This window comes from Flavobacterium sp. I3-2, from assembly GCF_013389595.1.
GTDB lineage: Bacteria > Bacteroidota > Bacteroidia > Flavobacteriales > Flavobacteriaceae > Flavobacterium.
In genome coordinates, this window is record NZ_CP058306.1 from 3,036,123 (window position 1) to 3,056,149 (window position 20,027).

Below are 20,027 nucleotides of genomic sequence, written 5' to 3' on the forward strand. Positions count from 1 at the left end.
TAATATTTTAAGCGATAAAATTACTATAAATCTAAACTGAAATAATTAAAATATTGTTAATTCTTATCCACATTTAGATGAACCACAATCTTTACAAGTTAAACAACCTTCTTGATACATTAAATTCGTAGATTGACAGTTTGAACATTTTTGACCTTTAGCTTCAGTTCCGTCCGGCACAAAACGTTTTAATGCACGAGCAACTCCGTTTTTCCAAGTGTTGATTGATTCGTTATCTAATTGTAATGAGTTGATTAATTCAACCACATTGTCAATTGCCATTCCGTGTCTTAAAGTACCCGAAATTAATTTAGCATAATTCCAGAATTCAGGATTAAAACGGTGCGATAAACCTTCGATAGTTGTTTTATAACCGCGTTGGTTGATGTATTGGAAATCGTATCTAGAATTTCCTTTTTCATCTCTATTTTTGATAATAAATCCTTCGTTAACCCAACGTGGAATTAAAATTCCGTCTTCGTCATCAGCTAAACCGGTAAAAATTTCATACGGTTGGTCATCAATTTTTCCAATAAATGCAATCCATTTTTCTTTGTTGTTTTGGAAACGAACAATATCACAATCTAATATTTGTGGACGTTTTGTAGGGAAATTAGTTTCTTTAATTTCTACTTCGTTTTCTTTTTTATCTTCTTTTTTGTCATTTGCCAAAAGAACTCCGGCACGTGAGCCATCACGGTAAACCGTCACACCTTTACAACCAACTTCCCAAGCTTTCATGTACAACTTATCAACCAATTCTTCAGTTGCATCGTTTGGAATATTAATCGTTACAGAAATTGAGTGGTCAACCCATTTTTGGATTGCTCCTTGCATTTCAACTTTACTTAACCAATCCACATCATTTGATGTAGCTTTGAAATATGGCGATTGCGAAATTAACTCATCGATTTCTTCATTCGAGAAGTTTTTAGAAGAATTAATTCCGTTCACTTCCATCCATTGTTTGAATTTATGATGGAAAACTACATATTCTTCCCAAGAATCTCCAACTTCATCAATAAAATCAACACGAACATCTTTGTCGTTTGGATTTACTTTACGACGACGTTTGTAAACTGGCATAAACACAGGTTCGATTCCAGATGTAGTTTGCGATAATAACGAAGTACTTCCGGTTGGAGCAATCGTTAATAAAGCAATATTTCTACGTCCGTATTCTAACATATCATTATAAAGAGCTGGGTCAGCTTCTTTCATACGTAACATAAACGGATTATTTGCTTCGCGTTTTGCATCAAATATTGCAAAGGCACCACGTTCTTTAGCCATATCAACTGATGAACGGTAAGCAGCCAAAGCCAAAGTTTTATGAATATTTACAGCAAACGCATTTCCTTCTTCACTTCCGTAACGAATTCCTAATGCTGCTAACATATCACCTTCTGCTGTAATTCCAACTCCAGTTCTACGTCCTTCACCCGCTTTTTTACGGATTTCTAACCATAAATTTCTTTCGATATGTTTTACTTCTTCTCCTTCTGGATCTTGATCAATCTTAACTAAAATAGCATCGATTTTTTCTAATTCTAAATCAATAATATCATCCATCATACGTTGTGCAATTGCCACGTGTTTTTTGAATAATTCGAAATTGAAAGAAGCTTCTTTTGTAAATGGATTTTCTACGTATGAAAATAAATTAATCGCTAATAAACGACAAGAATCATACGGACATAAAGGAATTTCTCCACATGGATTTGTAGAAACGGTTTTGTATCCTAAGTCAGCGTAACAATCTGGCAACGATTCGTTGATGATTGTATCCCAGAATAAAATTCCTGGTTCTGCTGATTTCCAAGCATTATGAACAATTTTTTTCCATAATTCATGCGCTTGAATTTCTTTTGAAAAAGCAGGATTTGAACTAAAGATAGGATATTTCTGAGTATAAACTTTTTTATCGCGAACCGCACGCATAAAATCATCATCGATACGAACAGAAACGTTTGCACCTGTAATTTTACCTTGTTCTAACTTCGCATCGATAAATCCTTCAGAATCTGGATGGTTGATAGAAACTGATAACATCAAAGCACCACGACGTCCGTCTTGAGCAACTTCACGTGTTGAGTTTGAATAACGCTCCATAAACGGAACCAATCCTGTAGATGTTAAAGCTGAGTTTTTAACTCCAGAACCTTTTGGGCGGATGTGAGATAAATCATGACCTACTCCACCACGACGTTTCATTAATTGAACTTGTTCTTGGTCGATTTTCATGATTCCTCCGTATGAATCACTTTCTCCTTTATTACCAATTACGAAACAATTCGATAAAGATGCAATTTGGTAAGGATTTCCGATTCCTGTCATTGGACTACCTTGAGGAATAATGTATGTGAAATTTTTGATTAAATCAAAGATTTCAGATTCAGTCATCGGATTAGAATATTTAGCTTCTACTCTTGCAATTTCAGATGCAATACGTTTGTGCATTTCATCTGGAGTACTTTCATAAATATTACCTTCAGAATCTTTTAATGCATACTTATTAATAAATACAGTTGCAGCTAGTGTATCGCCTTTAAAGTATTCTGTTGAAGCAGAAACTGCTTCCTCATTTGAGTATATCTTCTTGATTTCAGGAAAAGTAAGTGTATTCATAACATCGTTTTTTAGTTTTACTAATGTATAAAAAAATAAAACATAAAAAACATTGTCAAAAATAAAGTTAACAACAAAAAAGTGTCAATTACCTAAAAAACAATAACTTAGCTTTTTTAAAAAATTAAAAAAGTTTTCAAAAAATTAATTTCAAAATTTTTAAAGTAAAAAATAAAAATAAGTTTTTAACACATTAAAGTCAACATTAATAAGGGATTACAACTTTATTAATACAAGAATGTTAATAACTACTTTTAGAAAATTTATCTGGAAAAATTTTACCTGGATTTAAAATTTGCTTCGGATCAAAAACATTTTTGATATTTTTCATTAATTGTAAAGAAATATCCGAAAATGCAATAGTCATATATTCTTTTTGTACCAAACCGATTCCATGTTCACCAGAAAGCGTTCCGTTTAAAGCAACTGTTTTTTCAAATATTTCACGAATTCCTTTTGGTACTTCATGCTTCCATTGCTCGTCAGTTAAATCATCTTTGATAATATTCACATGTAAATTTCCGTCTCCGGCATGTCCGTAACAAATAGATTTAAATCCGTATTTCTCGCCTGCATCTTTAACCGCTTTTAACAAAGCAGGTAATTCATATCTTGGAACAACGGTATCTTCTTCTTTATAAATAGTATGCGATTTTACAGCTTCGGCAACGTTTCTACGTAACTTCCAAAGTGCATTTTTTTGATCTTCGGTTTCTGCATAGAAAACTTCGTCAATTTTAAATTGTTCAACCACTTCCATGATCTTTTCAGCTTGAGCGAATAAAACATCTTGATAATTTCCATCCACCTCAATCAATAAATGAGCTTGAATTCCTTCTTTTAAACCAATCTCAATGGCATCAGTAAACTTTAAGGTCCAATCAATGGCATCACGTTCCATAAATTCCATAGCACTTGGAACGATTCCTGCTTTAAAAATTTCAGAAACTGCTTTTGCTGCTTCATTCATATTATAAAACGGAACCAACATCAACACATTAAAATCATTTTTAGGAAGTAATTTCAATACAATCTTAGTTACAATTCCCAAAGTTCCTTCGCTCCCAACCATCAATTGCGTTAAGTTATATCCCGTAGAGTTTTTCAACGTATTCGCTCCTGTTTCAATTATTTCACCATTCGGAAGCACGACTTCTAAATTCAACACATAATCTTTGGTAACACCATATTTAACCGCTCGAGCTCCACCTGAATTTTCGGCGATATTTCCGCCAATAAAGCAACTTCCTTTACTGCTTGGATCCACCGGATAAAACAAACCTTTTTCTAAAACGGCATCTTGAAGTACTTGCGTTATCACACCAGGTTGCGTAATCACTTGTAAATTATCTGTATCAATTTTCAAAATTTGATTCATGCGTTCTAACGACAAACCAATCCCTTGATGAACGGATAACATACCACCACTCAAACCTGTTCTTGCTCCGATTGGTGTAACCGGAATTTCAAATTGATTCGCCAACTTCATGATTTGAGAAATCTCGTCAGCCGATTTTGGTTTAACAACAACTGCAGGCGGAAACACCAAATCTTCGGTATGGTCTTTTCCGTATTCGATGCGTGTTTCTTCATCCAAAAAAACAAAGTCTTTTGACACAATTTGATTCAATTGTTCGATGATATCGTTAGTTAAAATTCCGTATGTTTTCATAATTAAACTTGTTTAGTTCCAACCTTCTTCATATTCGGAAGAAAGGCTGCAATGATTCCTATCAAAGGTAAAAAAGAACAGATATGATATATGTAATTGATTGAAGTTTCATCAGCTAACCATCCTAAAACAGCAGAACCTAATCCGCCCATTCCGAAAGCAAATCCGTAAAACAACCCGCTTACCATCCCGATTTTTTTAGGAAGTAATTCTTGTGCATAAACCAAAATTGCAGGAAAAGCAGAAGAAATAATCAAACCAATAATCACTACTAAAACTGCTGTGAAAGTTAAATCGGCATAAGGTAATAATAAGGTAAATGGCGCAGCACCTAAAACAGAAAACCAAATGACATATTTTCGTCCAAAACGGTCTCCAAAAATTCCTCCTAATAACGTACCAATCGCAACCGCTAGTAAGAAATAAAATAAATAAACTTGCGCCTGTACTTCGGTTAAACCGAATTTATCGATAATATAAAACTGAAAGTAACTTGTGATACTAGCAACATAAAAGTATTTTGAAAATAAAATTACCAACAAAATAATTACTGAAAATGTGATTCTGGTTTGAGACAAATTAGGTAAAAGGATTTCTTTTTTGATTTTTCCTGCAACAGACTTTAGATGATTGGCGTACCATCGACCGATAAAAAACAAAATGAATTGTGCCAAAACAGCAAACAAAGCAAAATACGCAATGTAAACCTGAGCATTAGGTAAAACAATCCAAGCAACCAATAACGGAGCTAAAGCCGTTCCCATGTTTCCACCGATTTGAAAAACCGATTGTGCAAAACTTCTTTTTCCGCCCGATGCCATAAAGGCTACACGAGACGATTCGGGATGAAAAACCGAAGAACCAATTCCGACCAAAACAACCGAAACTAAAATCCATTCGTAACTCCCGGCATTAGCTAAACTTAAAATTCCAATTAAAGTAAAAGCCATACCAAAAATCTGTGAATAAGGTTTAGGATATTTATCGGTATAAGCACCAACTACAGGTTGCAACAACGAAGCTGCCAATTGATAACACAAGGTAATCATACCAATTTGACCAAGCGAAAGTTTAAATTCGGTTTCTAATCGAGGATAAATTGCCGGGATAACTCCTTGCAACATATCATTTAAAAAATGTGCAAAACTAATAGCTATTAAAATACTGTAAGCCGTTTTACTTTGATTATTTGAGGGCGATTGGGTTTCGTTTTGAATTTGCATTACAAAATTTGTTTGATTACAAAAGTATTAAATTGAGCAACAACAAAGTACGTTTTTAAGTTTTCTTTTGCGTAATAAATTCTTTATTTTTGTGAAAAAGCAACAGTTATTATGGATTCAAATTTTAATAAAAAATCAGCATTAACAGAAAACGACGGTATTGAACAACCTCAATCTATGAGTGATGTTGCTGCAGAACGAATCCGTAATTTAAGAAAGAAAAAAGTTAATCCGTCTGAAATTATTTCTGCAATTTTAAATCACGATAAAGTCGCTTTAAGCAAAGGAATTACTTTGGTCGAAAGTACGAATCCGAATCATACTATTTTGGCTAACGAAATTATTAATGCTTGTTTACCTCACGCAAACCAATCGGTTCGTATCGGAATTACTGGAGTTCCGGGAGTTGGAAAAAGTACGTTTATCGAAGCTTTTGGAATGTATCTAACTTCTATCGGAAAAAAGGTAGCTGTTTTGGCGATTGACCCAAGTAGTTCGATTTCACACGGTAGTATTTTAGGAGATAAAACGCGAATGGAAGATTTAGTTCGAAGTGAAAATGCTTTTATTCGTCCGTCTGCTTCTGGAGATAGTTTGGGTGGCGTGGCTCGTAAAACACGCGAAAGTATTATTTTGTGCGAAGCTTGTGGATTTGATGTTATTTTGATTGAAACCGTTGGCGTTGGTCAAAGCGAAACTGCTGTTCATAGTATGGTCGATTTCTTTTTACTTTTGAATTTAGCTGGTGCTGGCGATGAATTACAAGGTATTAAACGCGGAATTATGGAAATGGCAGATGCTATTGTAATTAACAAAGCGGATGGCGATAATTTAGACCGTGCCAGAAATGCCAAATTAGATGTAAACCGAGCTTTGCATTTATTTCCGCCAAAAACTTCGAAATGGCAACCTAAAGTTAAACTAGCAAGTGCGTATTATAACGAAGGAATTGCTGAAATTTGGGACATGCTTTCGGCTTATTTTACATTGACAAAAGAAAATAACTACTTTGACAATCATCGTAAAGAACAAAATAAATATTGGATGATGGAAACGATACAAGAACAAATTTTAGCACGTTTTAATCAAACCGAAGGAATTGAATCCTTAATAAATTTGAACAAACAAGCGGTACAAGAAAATGAGAAATCACCCTTTGTTGCTGCTACTGAAGTTTTGGATTTTTATTTTAAAAATCAGAAATAAGTAAATCATTTTGAATGTGTTTGATTTTTTCTTCTGCTAATTCTAATCCAAAAACTTGAAGTAAAAAAGCATGGATTGTAGAAATGATAGAATTTCCTTCTTGAGGTACAAACGCCCAACCTTTAATTGTATTTTCAGTAAAAAGCAAATTATTTTCAACCACAATACTATGATTGTAAATTCGACCGTATTTTCCGTAACGCCTTCCTAATTCAAAAATTTGGTTTGAATCAAATTTATTTGACATCGCAATAAATGCATTTGACTTAAGATTATTTATTATAATTTCTGGATTTAATTCAGTTTTAAATCCTAAATGAAATCTTGTAGCATGCATTAATTGACTAGGTGTTGTAATATCTGAAGAAGTAATTGGACAATCGATTCCAATAGTTTCGTACATGTCTTTAACGTCAATTGCATGATGCGTTCCGTTTAAATCCGAAAGATGACGAGCAACAACATTTGCGCCAACTAAACGTTCGTGATTACCAATATCTTCGGACCTTCTAACAACAACAAAATCCGCAAAATCTAAATCAGTAAGTTTTTCGTTGGATAAACTACTAATAAGCGAAGCCGCACCGTGCGTATTACAAGAAACAATTTGAACAAATTTTTTAAATTCAATTTGATTGTTATTAAGATTTGACATAAACGGAATCCCAAAATTCTTTTCACTTCCTTGACTACAAACTCCTTTTAAATTTATAGCTTTCTCATAAACTGATTTGTTTTTTAAACCAAAACCGTTAGCAGTAGCCTCAAAAACATAGTCAACTTTTTGAACCATTTTTTCTAACGTTATATCTTCAGAATAAAAAATTTTAATTCCTTTTTCTTCCAAAAAATGCAAATCGTTTATTTTCCAATTCTGTTTGATATTTTTGTAAACACAAACTTCATCAATATTCAAAACTTCTTTAAAGTCATTAATTAAACAAGCTAAAGTTGTTCCTATATTTCCTACACCATTTATTAAAACTTGCATATTTTTTATTTTTTGGAAAACGACTTTTTCTTATTTTGCCGTTTTGATATCATGTTTTTTACTTTCTGTTTTCCGAAAATTAGAACTAAGAAACTCATAAATAAAATTGTAAAATCTAAATTTAAAGTTCTGTTTTTGACATAATATAAATCGTAAAAAATGCTTATTTTTTTATGACAAATCGGACTTAGTTGAGCCAAACCAGTTAATCCAGGATTGATGCTCCAACGTTTAAAATAAAATTCAAATTCCCAACCTAATCGTTCTATGTCATTTTGTGTAAGCGGACGTGGTCCAACAAAATTCATTTCTCCTTTTAATATATTGATCAATTGTGGAATTTCATCAATGCCTGTTTTTCTTAATATCGAACCAATAAAAGTAACTTTATTTTCTTTCATCGTTCGAATTTTAATTAGTTTAAAAATTACTTTGTTTTTCCCGATTCTGTTTTGAATAAATAAAGGCGATTTCTGCTCCAAAACTAAAATCGCTAAACCTAAAATACTTAAAAAAGGTAAGCATAAAATTAGTAATAAGAACGAAATTATTTTATTCATGATTTATTATAGATAAAATTTACCGTTAAATTTTAGTTTAGATGTTTTATTTTCAGTAGTTGAAACTTCGTTACAATCGTTACCTTTTCGATTTGTTTTGGTATTTGTAATTTTATTTCTAAGAATTAAATTATAAAAACCATTCGTTTTTTCTTTAGCAATATCAATTATGATTTCTTGATTTTCAAACTCTCCTTGGCAATTTCCGTCCCAGTGACCATTTGATTGACTTACAATAATATCATTAGCAATTTGTTTTAGTTTATTTTTAGAAGTTACGTACAAAGACAAATGAGTTGCATCATACGGATAAAGTTGACTGCGACCTAAATATGTTGTTCGAATACCAAATGCTCTGACGTTATCTGAAAGTTTGTAAAGCCCCGTATCAATCTTAAATCCAGTTATTCTAATCGCATCTGAAGTCCATTTTTTAGATTCAAAATAGGTATATAAAATTTCACCAGATTTATTGTTAGCAATTATAATGTAAGCATCATAAATTGTGAATTCGTTATTTTCTTGATTCGAATCATATTTAGGAATAACCAAAACCGTTTGTTCTTTTGCATAAGGTAAAACTTTGGTTTCTACTAAATTCACATCAACATTTTGAGTTTTCAAATTTAATTGATTCAAAACTTTATAAATCAAATTGTTGTCTTGAGCATATAAATTTAAAAAGGCTAAAAAAAATATGATTTGATATAATTTCTTCATTTTTTAGTTTAATTATATTCAAAAGAATTAAAGAAATTGATGATTAAATCCCAATTTTGATTTCCAAAACCATTACTTTTTGAAATAGTTTCATCTTTTGTTTTTATTCTAATCTCGGTATCATTTCCATCTGTTTCTTGAAATGATTTCCCGTTTTTAATGTTTTTAAATTCAGTCAAATTAATACTATTAATTAAATTGTTGAAGGTATTTTCGTCAATTTTTTTTAATATATTAGAACTTTTACTTTTGTCTTTATGATAAATATGAAATTCAAAGCTACTTTTTTTAATCGAATAAACGGTTGAGTCATTTATACTTCTTCCTCCAAAATACTTAATTGTTATTTCCTGAATTTCAGGAGTTTGATTTTTAATTTCCGTTTTGTTTTTGTTAATAGAATCTACAAAATCAATTTGCTTTGTATCACACGAAACAAAAAGTGTAAACAAAAGAAGTAATTTAAAAATCATAATTAATAGTTTTTTTTCGGATTACTTTTCTTTTATTAAAATATCGGTAAAACCTCCAATAGAAAAATCTGGATAATCTGAAAAATCATAATTTTCAGGATAAATTCTAAAATTGGTTTTATCAATTATACCAAATTTTTCAATACTAAAAGCGCTAACTTTTACATTGTATTTACTGATAATTGAATTTAGTTTTTCAGTAAGTGGAAGTTCCATCATTAAGGAATTTATTTTTCCGTGAGAAACATTTTTTCTTCCAAATTGCGTTTCATATTCGGACGTGATTTCTTTTGTAAAATCAGGATAATAAATGGTTTGGTCAATAAAAAAATCATTGAGTTTATCCAATTTAAAATCTTTCTCAATCACAGGGAAAATCGCATTTAAACTATCTAAACAAATTTTAAAATCTGTTGGAGATTTAACTTCTAAAACAATTTGAACCAAACTATCACCCTTTGATTCAGATAATCTAAATTTAAAATTTGTGGTATCTTTATCTTTAACCCAATAATACCATTTGGCTTTGGTTTTGATTTCTTTTGTAAAACCTACTAATTCTTCGTCAGTAATTGTCAATTTCCATTCAGATATTGGTGGTTGAATTGGAGTAATATTTTCTGATTTCTTATCACAAGAAATCAAAAAAAGTAGACAAATTAATACAAGTGATTGGTGTGGTTTCATAAAATTATTTTATAAATAGAACTATATAAATAACAAATAAAATAATAAGAATAACATAAGTTACTAAAAATATTGGAATTAGAAATGCTAAAAACTTTAAAATATTCAAAATAATTTCAGAAGAATGCTTTTCAGGATTCACACCTTTATAAAACCAGTACAATAGAAATGGTGTTACAACTAGAATTAAACTTGTCATCAACATGGGATTTGAACTATTTAAAAAATACATAATTGGAGCTAAAATAATACCAATTAAAGTATAATAAATATAATAATAGGTATTTAAAACAATGTGTTCAAAATAGTTGAATTTCCATTTTTTAAAAGCCCAATATGAAGCCAACGAGAAAAAAGGTACAGTTGAGAGTAAAATTAGTGAATAATATGTGGTGTAGAATTTATTGAAGTTAGCCATGTAATTCTCCATTTGCTCATTCATTTTTACAACATTAAATTGATGAGAATAATAATCATTGACTATTTTATCTGAATGCAATATTTTAAAACTAATAAAAGCAGTAATTCCACCTAAAACCAGAGCAAGTAAAATTGGTTTATAATGATTTACTCGATTTCCGTCTATATATTCTCTTGCGGTTTTTCCTGGATTTCTTAAAATGTTTTTAATCGAATAAAAAAATCCTTTGTTGGTGTGTAAAATGGTATATTGTAATTCATCGAAAATATATTTTTTATCGATACGTTTATATTTTTTTTGACCACAATTTCCACAAAAATTATCGCTAATTGTATTTTTACAGTTTTTACAAATTTCTTTCATTAATTTTTTTTGTTAAAAATACAAAAAAAACCAAAATATTAATATTTTGGTTTTTTTTGATTTACATACAACAAGGAGCTAAATTTGCTAATTGAATAACTTCAGATTGAGATAAGACTCGATTGTAGATAATGATATCATCCAATAAACCTTCATAGTCAATACCTAAAAACAAATCTCCAACATTTGAAGGCATATGCGTAGTTCCAGGATTACAACCTCCAGATGTAATAGGCACAGTAGATTGAACTCCATCTAAATACATTTTCAAATCATTACCTAAACTCGTTACAACCAAATGTCTCCATTGTGAAATTTCTGTATTTGATAAATTGAAAATGATATTTCTTTCATTTATACCAAAAACTGGTCTTCTTAAATCGATTAACGAAACAGACCATTGTCCAAAAATTGCTGGACAGAATTCTCCAATATCTCTAGAAATTAACTTTTCCCATTCGCTTGTTGTAGGATTTGGATTATTACATTTATACCAAAGTGAAATTGAGAAAGGTTGTGTACCAAAATCATTTAAAAATAATGGGTTAGCTCTAGTTAAAAAATCTCCATTTGCTTTTTTAAAATGAAAAGCACAATTTGGATTACCAGCACGATCAGCATCAGAAAATGCACTCGTTGGATTTGATAAATGATAATTATTACCTGAAGAATCATTTAGTGAGCCATTACTAAATGAATAAGCTGCAATTACACCATTTTGTAAATTTGTAGGTAAACAATTAGTTGAAGGATTTTGTGTGTTTGTATTATCATCATTCTGACAACTGAAAATTAGTATAGCGCTAACAAATAATGTTGCTAATGATAAAATTTTAAAATTCATTTTCATAATTAGTCGGTTTAAAATATTTAACAAAAAAATAACATTTTGTTAAATATTTAACAATAAGTATACCAACTAGTCATGCACAAGAAACAAATAATTAATTAAAATTAATATCAATCTAGTTTTTTTAAACAAATCCTCCAATTTTCTAGAATTGAAAGATTTGTTAAATTTTATTCTTCTTACGGATTTGTAGACCAAATCGAAGCAGATTTAATCAGTGCTCGTCTAGGAAATTTCAAAGTTGCAACGATTAATTCAGCAAAATCTTCGGGTTGTAAAACACGTTCTGGATTTCCATCAGTGATACCAAGTTCTAACGACATATCACTTGCAATTGTACTTGGAGTTAAAGTTGTAACACGAATATTATTTTTACGAACTTCTTTCATAATTGATTCTGACATTCCAATTACTGCAAATTTAGATGCTGAATATGCCGATGTTCCAGGATTACCAGTTAATCCAGCAGTTGAAGAAACATTAAAAATATCTCCTTCATTTTGATTTACCATAAAAGGTAAAACTTCTTTAGTAACAAAATACATTCCTAAAACATTAGTATTTATCATACTAACCCATTGTTCTGTTGGCATTTCTAAAAAAGAACCAAAAGCTGCGATTCCAGCATTATTAACTAAAATATCTATCGTTCCGAATTTAGAAATAATATTAGCTATTCCCGTTTTAACTTCAGTAGTATTTGCAATATCAAAAACTTCATAAATGGCATCAACACCTAAAGCTTTTAATTCATTAACTGTTTCTTGTAATTTTTGTTCGTTACGACCAGTTATTGCTATATTAATTCCTTCGTTTGCAAATGCAATTGCTGTAGCTTTACCTAAACCACGACCACCGCCAGTGATTAAAGCTTTTTTACCTGTTAAATTTGACATGTTTTTTATGTTTTTACAAAGTTATGAAATTTAATTTTGGAGTATAATTAAAAACAAAAAAAACGACTTCGTTGATGAAGTCGTTGAGTATTTATTTGCCTAATTGATAATGAACTGTAATATTACTTGTTATTACAATTTCTCCAGGTGCAGCTGTTTGACCACCACTAGCATCTGCTGACATCAATTTCGCTTCCATATTATAAATTCTAGGATTGACAACCTGAGAAAATTCTGATAAATAAATCGCCTGTCCAACAGGTTGATTTAAAGCTTTACCATAATCAGTTGCTTTATTTTTAGCATTAGCAACAGCTTTTGAACGCGCTTCTGTTTCAAAAGAAGCTGTTTTTGATGATTTGAATTCAACTCCTTGAATTGTATTTGCACCAGCTTCGATTAATCCAAACATGATATTTTCATATTTTGATAAATCTTTTAATTGAATAGTCAAAATTTGTGTTGCTAAAAAATATTCCGTTTTTGTTTCGTAATCATATTGACGATTTAAACTGATATTTTGTGATTGAAAATCTTTTTCTGCAATTTTATTTTTCTTTAAAAAGGCAATCATTTTTGAAATGATTTTATCATTTTCAAGTTTTACTACCGAAGCATCTTTTCCTTTTATTTCAGAACCAATAGTTAAAATAGCTTCATCTGGTTTTACTTTTACACTTCCTTCACCACTAACAACAATTACTGGTTCTTGAATTGTATTTTGAGCTTGAGTTGTAGCACACGCAATTATTACTGTAGCTAAAAAAAATATTTTTTTCATGTATTTAGATTTTTTTCATGTATTTCAAAACTAATGCCAAAAAAAGAAGTTAGAATTAACTAACTTCTTCTACAAATTATTTTTTTGAATATTCTGCCAAAAGTGTTTGACCATCAGCGTCATATAAATATAATTTATTGTTTTTTATTTCAAACTTTTTAACTAAATGAAATGCAACATAATATCCAAATTTTTCCATAAACTCTTGGTCACAATAACGCATTGTTCCTCTTGTCGGACCAAATTCAATCGAATTACCTTCGGTTTTATATTCTCCGCCTAATGCATTACATCCATCACTTGAAGAAAAATTACCTGCTGTAAATGAAATTGAAATTCCGTCTGGCTTTTCTTCATTGAAAACATAATTTCTATTTTGTGTTTTAACCAATTGCCAACTTGTGTTTTCTAAATTTGTCATTGTTTCTGAAGCTTTGCTTTTAAAACATTTACAACTTATTAAAGTAGAAGTTAAAATAAAAAATGTAAAAAAAAGTTTTAAATTTTTCATGTCATTAATTTTAAGTAAAAATAGGAAAAGTGTATTGAAAAAACATCTTTTTCATTTATTTTTTCAAACTAAAACCGTACGCAAGTCGGATTCCAATCATATCTGTTTTATATTCAGTATAATTCTCATATCTCACGCTGATATCGATAAATTTATTAGCAAAACCAAAAGATGGTGCTAAAATCAACGAATTATCTAATTGTCCATTTACTCCAAAAGCAGCACCAACTTCGCCTTGAGCGTAAAACTGAGTTCCCCAAAACGCTTTAAAACCTAACTTAGCAGGTATAAAACCAGCGTCTTCACCTTTCTGAAAAAAATGGGTGTATCCCGTTGTTGCAGTTAAAGAAGTTTTTCGTGATAAATCATACTGTAAACGTGCATCGGCACCTAATGCACCTTCATAATCGCCATCAGTTGGTAATCCACCGGTTAAACCAAAACCAATACGAAACCCTTTTGGATAGTAAGGTTTATTTTCAATTTGCTGAGCACTTATTTCATTTGAAGTAAAAAAAGCTAACGTAGATAGCCCGATTAAAACGCAGTTGTATATTTTCATAATCTAAAATTTTAAAGATTAATTCAATTTTTATACCATTCAAAACAAACTCCAGTTAACTAAAATATTGTGACTATCTTTGCAGCTAATTTTTTTAAAATGAATTTGAGTGTTTACACAAAAGAATTCGGATATAATTTCAGATTAGCTTATCCGATTATTTTGGCCATGTTAGGACATACTGTTGTTGGTGTTATCGATAATATAATGGTTGGGCAAATTGGTCCGACCGAATTAGCAGCGGCATCATTAGCCAATAGTTTTGTTTTTATTGCTATTTCAATTGGTGTAGGATTTTCTACAGCAATTACCCCATTAATAGCAGCTTCAGATACTTCAGGAAATATAACCGAAGGTAGAAAAGTGTTTATGAATGGGTTGCTTTTGTGTACTTGTTTGGGATTAGGATTGTTTGGAATTTTATACTTTATGAAGCCTTTATTGGACTTTATGAAACAACCAGAAGAAGTAACTTTAATGGCTAAACCTTTTTTAGATGTGGTTGCTTTATCATTAATTCCTTTGGTGATTTTTCAGGCTTTTAAGCAATTTGCTGACGGTAAATCTCAAACTAAATATTCAATGTATGCTACTATAATAGCTAATGTGGTTAATGTGGCAATTAATTACGTTTTGATTTATGGTGTGTGGTTTTTCCCCGAAATGGGGATGATGGGTGCCGCTTACGGAACTTTAGTTTCACGTATTGCCATGTTAATTTATATGTATTTTGCATTAAATCAGTTACAAGATTTTAAACCTTTCCTTTCGAAAATTTCATTTAAAGAAATTGATAAAGCTATTTGTTCTAAAATTTCAAAATTAGGCGGACCGTCTTCTATGCAATCATTATTTGAAGTTGGATTGTTTACAGGTGCTGTTTGGCTTTCTGGTATGATTGGAACATCTGCTCAAGCAGCTAATCAAATTGCATTAAGTATGGCTTCAATGACTTTTATGTTCGCATCCGGATTAGGTGTTGCTGCGATGATTCGTGTTGGTAACCAACGAGGTGTTCAAGATTATGTTAAACTGCGTGTAGTTGCGTTATCTATCATTTTAATGACCATTTTATTATACACCGTTTTTGCCATTTTTTTTGTAATTTTTCATAATTACATTCCGCTTTTCTTCTTAGATGCAGCTGATGCTAAAAATGCTTTATTGAATCAGGAGGTTATAGAAATGGCTGGTAAATTATTAATGATTGCAGCAATTTTCCAAATTTCTGACGGAATTCAAGTTACCGTTTTAGGTTCATTACGTGGATTACAAGATGTAAATATTCCTACTATTATCACCTTTATTTCGTATTGGATAATCGGTTTTCCTGTAGCAATTTATTTGGGATTATATACCAGTTTAGGAGCCGAAGGAATTTGGTATGGATTGTTAGCCGGATTAACAGCTGCAGCAATTTTTTCGTATCTTCGCTTTAATTACATGACAAGAAAACTAATTCATTCACAACAAGCGCAAGCTTAATATTTTATTTATGGAATTACCAAAATTCGTTTTAGCAGATAATACCGATTTTCCAGATGATATTTTTATCATCCATTTAGATTTTCCTCGTTTTTTAGTTAATCTAGAAAATGATGAAGTTGAGTTTTTAGAAGACATTGAAGCAAATGAAGAAGATGAAGTTGCTGAAGAAATGGAAAAACTTATCAAATTAGCAGGCGAGTTCTATGATCGTGAAATGGAACGTTATGCTGAAGAATAATAAATTAAAGAAATTTTAAATTTCTATATTTTCATTCTGATTTATTTATGAAGTATAAAAAGAGGAAATTTCATATTGGAATTCCCTCTTTTTAATTATAATGTACTAAGCTTTTTTTGTAAAAAATTTCTCTTTTATAAAAGAATAAATAATCGGTAATACAGAAATTGCAATTATCAATAAAACAACTTTTGAGAAATTATCTTTTATAATTGGAATATTTCCTAAAAAGAAACCTGCCAAAGTTAATCCAACAACCCAAACAATACCACCAATAACATTATATTTAAAAAACATTTTATATTCCATCTTACCAATACCAGCGACAAATGGTGCTAAAGTTCTAACTATTGGAACAAATCGAGCGATAACAATTGTTTTTGAGCCATATTTTTCATAGAATTCATGAGTTTTATCAATATGTTCTGGTTTAATTGGATTTTTTCCAAATATCTTTAGATTCAACATTCTATTTCCAAAATCACGACCAATTGTATAATTTAAAGCATCTCCTGAAATTGCGGCTATTAACATTAGTCCAATTACAATCCATATATTTAAACTTTCAGAATATTGTGCTGCCAACATTCCTGTTGCGAAAAGTAAAGAGTCTCCAGGTAAAAATGGCATTACAACCAATCCTGTTTCAACAAAAATAATTAAGAAAACTATGGCGTAAAACCAAATTCCATAATCAGCTAAAAACTCAGCTAAATGTGCATCGATGTGCAAGATAAAATCTATTAATTCTAACATTCTAATTATATTAATTCAAATTAAATTCAACATAAACCGGAATATGATCCGATAATTTTCTGGCTTCTTTTAAATCTTTAAAATCGTTATAAAATAAAATCACGCCTCTATTTAAGATTTTAATTTCCGATTTTTTATAAAAAATATGATCTAAAGGATTGGCTAGACATTCTCCATTTTTACATTCTTGTTTTAAACTGGTTTTCTGATTTTCAAAAAGCGGCACAAAACCTAAATCTTTTAATGGATTAAAAACAGAATGAGATTGAGCTAAATTAAAATCTCCAACAAAAAAATTTAGATTTGGATATTCTTCTGGAAAATACCTCAAATATTTAATTTCTGATTCTGGATTACTTTTTTTGGGAACAGCATGAAAACTAGCTATTCCGAAAGTTTTGTTTTCGAATTCGAAAATAGCAATATAAGGTTCACGTTCAATATTTTTATCAAACTTTTTTTCTAAAAATGCTCTTTTTTTTAGATTTATATTCTTTGTTTTCCATAAGTAAGCATAACGTTCTGATCTTTGACCCGTACTATTTGTTGGATCACTAATCATGTAATCCCATTTTGATCCTTTTCGATTCAATGCATCGGCTAATTTTGCAATTTTCTGAGCTCCTTCAGTTCCAGTAACAACTTCTTGAATTGCGATAATATCATACTCACAAAGTAAATTAGCAATGTATTCAATCTGTTGATTCGTCTTAGATTTACCAAAATTCTGTAAATTCCACGTAACTAAAGTAACTTGTGCGAATCCAATCTGAATAAAAAAAAGAAAAAAAACACTAAATATAAAATGCTTTTTTACAAAAAAAAGGCTCTCGCCTTTTCTTATTAAATTACTGGTCCTTGCCATTCATTCATTCCTCCAACTAAATTAAACGTTGTATCAAAACCAAGCTGTTTCATAATCAAACATGCTTGACCACTACGATTTCCTGAACGACAATACACATAATAATTTTTTGATTTATCTAATGATTCCAAAGCATTGATAAAATCTTGTCCTTGATAAAAATCCAAATGTAAAGCATTAGGAATCATACTTTCTTCAACTTCTTCGTCTGTTCTTACATCTAATAAAACAGCGTTAGAATCGTTTTGAAAATCATTCCACCATTGTTGTTGTTCTAAATCCATTATTTTGAGCGTATTAATTCGAAGTCAAATATAAACATATATTACAAATGTAAAAAGCTAAAAAGTTATTTCAATTGTATTAAATTTGAAAGAAAAATGTCATCTCATCATATAGTACGCGACGATCAAGAACCTTCATTAATAATAGCTAATGGAGAATCTTGTAACAGAGAATTATTAAACCAATTGCTTGAATGGTCACCGCTTGTTGTGGTTTTAGACGCTGCAATTGAACGTGTAATTGAATTAGGAATAAAAATTGATGTTTTGATTGGTGATTTTGATCGTAAATTTGATTTTGAAAAATATAAAGATTTACAGTTTCCTATCGAAATTATAAAAGTCGAAGATCAAAATTCTACTGATTTAGATAAGGCATACGAATATCTCATTCAAAGAAACATTCCATCAGCAAATGTTGTTTGGGCGACTGGTCGTAGAATGGATCATACAATTACCAATTTGACAAATGTGGTTAAATTTGCGGATCAATTAAAAGTTGTATTATTAGATGATTATTCTAAAGTTTTTTTACTTCCAAAATCATTTAAAAAATGGTATCCAAAAAACACACCTATCTCTTTGATACCAATCGGAATCGCATCTGGAATAACTACACATAATTTAGCTTATTCATTAAATAATGAATCTCTAGAACTAGGTTTTAGAACAGGCAGTAGTAACCATGTTTCTGAGGATGGAATAGTTGAAATCTCATATAAAGACGGCTTTTTATTAATGATGGAATGTTTCGATTAAACCAAAAAATCAGCTAAAACAAGTGCTGCCATTGCTTCGACAATTGGTACAGCTCTAGGAACTACACAAGCATCATGACGTCCTCTACCTTTAATTTTTTCTAATTCACCAGAAATTGAAAGCATTTCTTGTGTTTGTAGCAAAGTTGCGACAGGTTTAAAAGCTACACGGAAATAAATATCCATTCCATTACTTATACCGCCTTGAATACCACCAGAAAAATTTGTTTTTGTAGTTCCGTCCAAATTAAAATAATCATTGTGCTGACTACCAAGCATTGTTGTTCCTTCAAATCCACTTCCAAACTCAAAACCTTTTGTAGCATTGATACTCAACATTGCTTTAGCCAATTCAGCTTCTAAACGATCAAAAACTGGATTTCCTAAGCCTATTGGAACATTCTTTATCACACATGTAATAATTCCACCAATTGTATCGCCATTTTTCTTTACTTCAGAGATTAGATTTTCCATTTGTTGTGCAATAACCATATCTGGACAACGAACAACGTTGGATTCGATTAAAGAAAAATTCAAATCGCTATATTTTTTAGAAATTGAAATATTTCCAACAGAAGAAACATAAGCATGAATTGAAATTGGGTTTATTATCTGTTTCGCAATGGCACCACCTACAACTCGACACGCGGTTTCACGAGCAGAACTTCTTCCTCCACCTCTAAAATCGCGATGACCATATTTTTGTTGATAGGTAAAATCAGCGTGACTTGGACGATAAAACTCTTTTATATGATTGTAATCTTGAGATTTTTTATTTTCATTCGGAATAATAAAACCAATTGGGGTTCCTGTTGTTTTACCTTCAAAAATTCCAGAAAAAAAATGGACAATATCTGATTCTTTTCGCTGAGTAACAATTTTAGATTGTCCAGGTTTTCTACGATCTAATTCAGACTGAATAGCTTCAATATTTAAAAACATACCAGCTGGACAACCATCAATAACACCACCAATGGCTTCACCATGAGATTCTCCAAAAGTTGTTAGCCTAAAATTATTTCCAAACGTATTTCCTGACATATTCGTATTTTTAAGTTCAAATTTACAGATAAAATAAAAAGCTATCAATAAAT

Annotated in this window: 22 protein-coding genes; 4 read left to right on the forward strand and 18 right to left on the reverse strand. The window is 30.6% G+C overall.

The window, feature by feature from the left end; translation table 11 throughout:
• Positions 1-63: 63 nt before the first annotated feature.
• The 3 genes from HW119_RS14360 to HW119_RS14370 form a co-directional block, all read right to left on the reverse strand.
• The gene (locus HW119_RS14360; RefSeq protein ID WP_177765560.1) at positions 64-2,628 is read right to left on the reverse strand and encodes an adenosylcobalamin-dependent ribonucleoside-diphosphate reductase; all 2,565 of its coding nucleotides are present in this window, start codon (positions 2,626-2,628) and stop codon (positions 64-66) included.
• A 241-nt stretch (positions 2,629-2,869) separates the two neighbouring features.
• The gene (locus tag HW119_RS14365) at positions 2,870-4,300 is read right to left on the reverse strand and encodes an FAD-binding oxidoreductase (protein WP_177765562.1); all 1,431 of its coding nucleotides are present in this window, start codon (positions 4,298-4,300) and stop codon (positions 2,870-2,872) included.
• Positions 4,301-4,302: 2 nt separating this feature from the next.
• Entirely contained in the window at positions 4,303-5,523 is a 1,221-nt protein-coding gene (locus tag HW119_RS14370; protein ID WP_177765564.1) for an MFS transporter, read from the reverse strand.
• 111 nt (positions 5,524-5,634) lie between these two features.
• Here HW119_RS14370 and meaB point away from each other — a divergent pair, with 111 nt between their 5' ends.
• Positions 5,635-6,729, forward strand: coding sequence for a methylmalonyl Co-A mutase-associated GTPase MeaB (gene meaB / locus HW119_RS14375; RefSeq protein WP_177765566.1), 1,095 nt, complete (start codon positions 5,635-5,637; stop codon positions 6,727-6,729).
• On the opposite strand, the gene HW119_RS14380 is transcribed toward meaB, so the two are convergent.
• From HW119_RS14380 to HW119_RS14430, 11 genes are all read right to left on the reverse strand, one after another.
• On the reverse strand, positions 6,713-7,720 hold the full coding sequence (locus tag HW119_RS14380; RefSeq protein ID WP_177765568.1) for a hypothetical protein: 1,008 nt from the start codon (positions 7,718-7,720) through the stop codon (positions 6,713-6,715). The genes meaB and HW119_RS14380 overlap by 17 nt on opposite strands.
• Before the next feature lie 5 nt (positions 7,721-7,725).
• On the reverse strand, positions 7,726-8,280 hold the full coding sequence (locus HW119_RS14385) for a sugar transferase (RefSeq protein WP_177765570.1): 555 nt from the start codon (positions 8,278-8,280) through the stop codon (positions 7,726-7,728).
• A gap of 6 nt (positions 8,281-8,286) precedes the next feature.
• Positions 8,287-9,000 carry a hypothetical protein gene (locus HW119_RS14390; protein WP_177765572.1) on the reverse strand — a complete coding sequence of 238 codons (714 nt, stop codon included), beginning with the start codon at positions 8,998-9,000 and terminating at the stop codon, positions 8,287-8,289.
• A gap of 8 nt (positions 9,001-9,008) precedes the next feature.
• Positions 9,009-9,473: a hypothetical protein gene (locus HW119_RS14395; RefSeq protein ID WP_177765574.1), complete on the reverse strand. Its 465-nt coding sequence runs from the start codon at positions 9,471-9,473 to the stop codon at positions 9,009-9,011.
• Between the two features lie 21 nt (positions 9,474-9,494).
• Positions 9,495-10,160, reverse strand: a complete 666-nt coding sequence (locus HW119_RS14400) for a hypothetical protein (RefSeq protein WP_177765576.1) — start codon at positions 10,158-10,160, stop codon at positions 9,495-9,497.
• Between the two features lie 4 nt (positions 10,161-10,164).
• Positions 10,165-10,944: a DUF3667 domain-containing protein gene (locus HW119_RS14405; RefSeq protein ID WP_177765578.1), complete on the reverse strand. Its 780-nt coding sequence runs from the start codon at positions 10,942-10,944 to the stop codon at positions 10,165-10,167.
• A 61-nt stretch (positions 10,945-11,005) separates the two neighbouring features.
• Positions 11,006-11,794 carry a LamG domain-containing protein gene (locus HW119_RS14410; protein WP_177765580.1) on the reverse strand — a complete coding sequence of 263 codons (789 nt, stop codon included), beginning with the start codon at positions 11,792-11,794 and terminating at the stop codon, positions 11,006-11,008.
• Positions 11,795-11,973: 179 nt separating this feature from the next.
• Entirely contained in the window at positions 11,974-12,690 is a 717-nt protein-coding gene (locus HW119_RS14415) for a 3-ketoacyl-ACP reductase (RefSeq protein WP_177765582.1), read from the reverse strand.
• Between the two features lie 91 nt (positions 12,691-12,781).
• Positions 12,782-13,471 carry an SIMPL domain-containing protein gene (locus HW119_RS14420; RefSeq protein WP_177765585.1) on the reverse strand — a complete coding sequence of 230 codons (690 nt, stop codon included), beginning with the start codon at positions 13,469-13,471 and terminating at the stop codon, positions 12,782-12,784.
• A gap of 76 nt (positions 13,472-13,547) precedes the next feature.
• The gene (locus tag HW119_RS14425) at positions 13,548-13,982 is read right to left on the reverse strand and encodes an META domain-containing protein (RefSeq protein ID WP_177765587.1); all 435 of its coding nucleotides are present in this window, start codon (positions 13,980-13,982) and stop codon (positions 13,548-13,550) included.
• A gap of 55 nt (positions 13,983-14,037) precedes the next feature.
• A complete protein-coding gene (locus HW119_RS14430) occupies positions 14,038-14,544 on the reverse strand; it encodes a hypothetical protein (protein ID WP_177765589.1) in 507 nt (168 codons plus the stop codon).
• Positions 14,545-14,643: 99 nt separating this feature from the next.
• On the opposite strand from HW119_RS14430, the gene HW119_RS14435 reads away from it, so the two are divergent.
• Entirely contained in the window at positions 14,644-16,029 is a 1,386-nt protein-coding gene (locus HW119_RS14435; protein WP_177765590.1) for an MATE family efflux transporter, read from the forward strand.
• A gap of 10 nt (positions 16,030-16,039) precedes the next feature.
• Positions 16,040-16,270: a hypothetical protein gene (locus HW119_RS14440; RefSeq protein ID WP_177765592.1), complete on the forward strand. Its 231-nt coding sequence runs from the start codon at positions 16,040-16,042 to the stop codon at positions 16,268-16,270.
• A 105-nt stretch (positions 16,271-16,375) separates the two neighbouring features.
• Here the strand turns inward: HW119_RS14440 and HW119_RS14445 are convergent, their stop codons facing one another.
• The 3 genes from HW119_RS14445 to HW119_RS14455 are packed head-to-tail and all read right to left on the reverse strand — an operon-like array spanning position 16,376 to position 18,175.
• On the reverse strand, positions 16,376-17,026 hold the full coding sequence (locus tag HW119_RS14445) for a DedA family protein (protein WP_177765594.1): 651 nt from the start codon (positions 17,024-17,026) through the stop codon (positions 16,376-16,378).
• A 10-nt stretch (positions 17,027-17,036) separates the two neighbouring features.
• A complete protein-coding gene (locus HW119_RS14450) occupies positions 17,037-17,891 on the reverse strand; it encodes an endonuclease/exonuclease/phosphatase family protein (RefSeq protein WP_177765596.1) in 855 nt (284 codons plus the stop codon).
• Complete coding sequence (locus HW119_RS14455) at positions 17,870-18,175, reverse strand: rhodanese-like domain-containing protein (RefSeq protein WP_177765598.1); 306 nt, start codon at positions 18,173-18,175, stop codon at positions 17,870-17,872. The genes HW119_RS14450 and HW119_RS14455 overlap by 22 nt, the downstream gene beginning before the upstream one ends.
• Before the next feature lie 96 nt (positions 18,176-18,271).
• Here HW119_RS14455 and HW119_RS14460 point away from each other — a divergent pair, with 96 nt between their 5' ends.
• Positions 18,272-18,934 (forward strand): thiamine diphosphokinase, encoded by a 663-nt coding sequence (locus HW119_RS14460; protein WP_177765600.1) that lies wholly within the window; start codon positions 18,272-18,274, stop codon positions 18,932-18,934.
• Here HW119_RS14460 and aroC read toward each other — a convergent pair.
• Positions 18,931-19,974, reverse strand: coding sequence for a chorismate synthase (gene aroC / locus HW119_RS14465; protein WP_177765602.1), 1,044 nt, complete (start codon positions 19,972-19,974; stop codon positions 18,931-18,933). The two genes, HW119_RS14460 and aroC, sit on opposite strands and share 4 nt — an antisense overlap.
• Between the last annotated feature and the right edge of the window lie 53 nt (positions 19,975-20,027).

Excerpts from the sequence above, each read along its gene's own strand:
- HW119_RS14360 (WP_177765560.1), bottom strand. The coding sequence starts at position 2,628 with ATGAATACACTTACTTTTCCTGAAATCAAGAAGATATACTCAAATGAG.
- HW119_RS14365 (WP_177765562.1), bottom strand. The coding sequence starts at position 4,300 with ATGAAAACATACGGAATTTTAACTAACGATATCATCGAACAATTGAAT.
- HW119_RS14370 (WP_177765564.1), bottom strand. The coding sequence starts at position 5,523 with ATGCAAATTCAAAACGAAACCCAATCGCCCTCAAATAATCAAAGTAAA.
- meaB (WP_177765566.1), top strand. The coding sequence starts at position 5,635 with ATGGATTCAAATTTTAATAAAAAATCAGCATTAACAGAAAACGACGGT.
- HW119_RS14380 (WP_177765568.1), bottom strand. The coding sequence starts at position 7,720 with ATGCAAGTTTTAATAAATGGTGTAGGAAATATAGGAACAACTTTAGCT.
- HW119_RS14385 (WP_177765570.1), bottom strand. The coding sequence starts at position 8,280 with ATGAATAAAATAATTTCGTTCTTATTACTAATTTTATGCTTACCTTTT.
- HW119_RS14390 (WP_177765572.1), bottom strand. The coding sequence starts at position 9,000 with ATGAAGAAATTATATCAAATCATATTTTTTTTAGCCTTTTTAAATTTA.
- HW119_RS14395 (WP_177765574.1), bottom strand. The coding sequence starts at position 9,473 with ATGATTTTTAAATTACTTCTTTTGTTTACACTTTTTGTTTCGTGTGAT.
- HW119_RS14400 (WP_177765576.1), bottom strand. The coding sequence starts at position 10,160 with ATGAAACCACACCAATCACTTGTATTAATTTGTCTACTTTTTTTGATT.
- HW119_RS14405 (WP_177765578.1), bottom strand. The coding sequence starts at position 10,944 with ATGAAAGAAATTTGTAAAAACTGTAAAAATACAATTAGCGATAATTTT.
- HW119_RS14410 (WP_177765580.1), bottom strand. The coding sequence starts at position 11,794 with ATGAAAATGAATTTTAAAATTTTATCATTAGCAACATTATTTGTTAGC.
- HW119_RS14415 (WP_177765582.1), bottom strand. The coding sequence starts at position 12,690 with ATGTCAAATTTAACAGGTAAAAAAGCTTTAATCACTGGCGGTGGTCGT.
- HW119_RS14420 (WP_177765585.1), bottom strand. The coding sequence starts at position 13,471 with ATGAAAAAAATATTTTTTTTAGCTACAGTAATAATTGCGTGTGCTACA.
- HW119_RS14425 (WP_177765587.1), bottom strand. The coding sequence starts at position 13,982 with ATGAAAAATTTAAAACTTTTTTTTACATTTTTTATTTTAACTTCTACT.
- HW119_RS14430 (WP_177765589.1), bottom strand. The coding sequence starts at position 14,544 with ATGAAAATATACAACTGCGTTTTAATCGGGCTATCTACGTTAGCTTTT.
- HW119_RS14435 (WP_177765590.1), top strand. The coding sequence starts at position 14,644 with ATGAATTTGAGTGTTTACACAAAAGAATTCGGATATAATTTCAGATTA.
- HW119_RS14440 (WP_177765592.1), top strand. The coding sequence starts at position 16,040 with ATGGAATTACCAAAATTCGTTTTAGCAGATAATACCGATTTTCCAGAT.
- HW119_RS14445 (WP_177765594.1), bottom strand. The coding sequence starts at position 17,026 with ATGTTAGAATTAATAGATTTTATCTTGCACATCGATGCACATTTAGCT.
- HW119_RS14450 (WP_177765596.1), bottom strand. The coding sequence starts at position 17,891 with ATGGCAAGGACCAGTAATTTAATAAGAAAAGGCGAGAGCCTTTTTTTT.
- HW119_RS14455 (WP_177765598.1), bottom strand. The coding sequence starts at position 18,175 with ATGGATTTAGAACAACAACAATGGTGGAATGATTTTCAAAACGATTCT.
- HW119_RS14460 (WP_177765600.1), top strand. The coding sequence starts at position 18,272 with ATGTCATCTCATCATATAGTACGCGACGATCAAGAACCTTCATTAATA.
- aroC (WP_177765602.1), bottom strand. The coding sequence starts at position 19,974 with ATGTCAGGAAATACGTTTGGAAATAATTTTAGGCTAACAACTTTTGGA.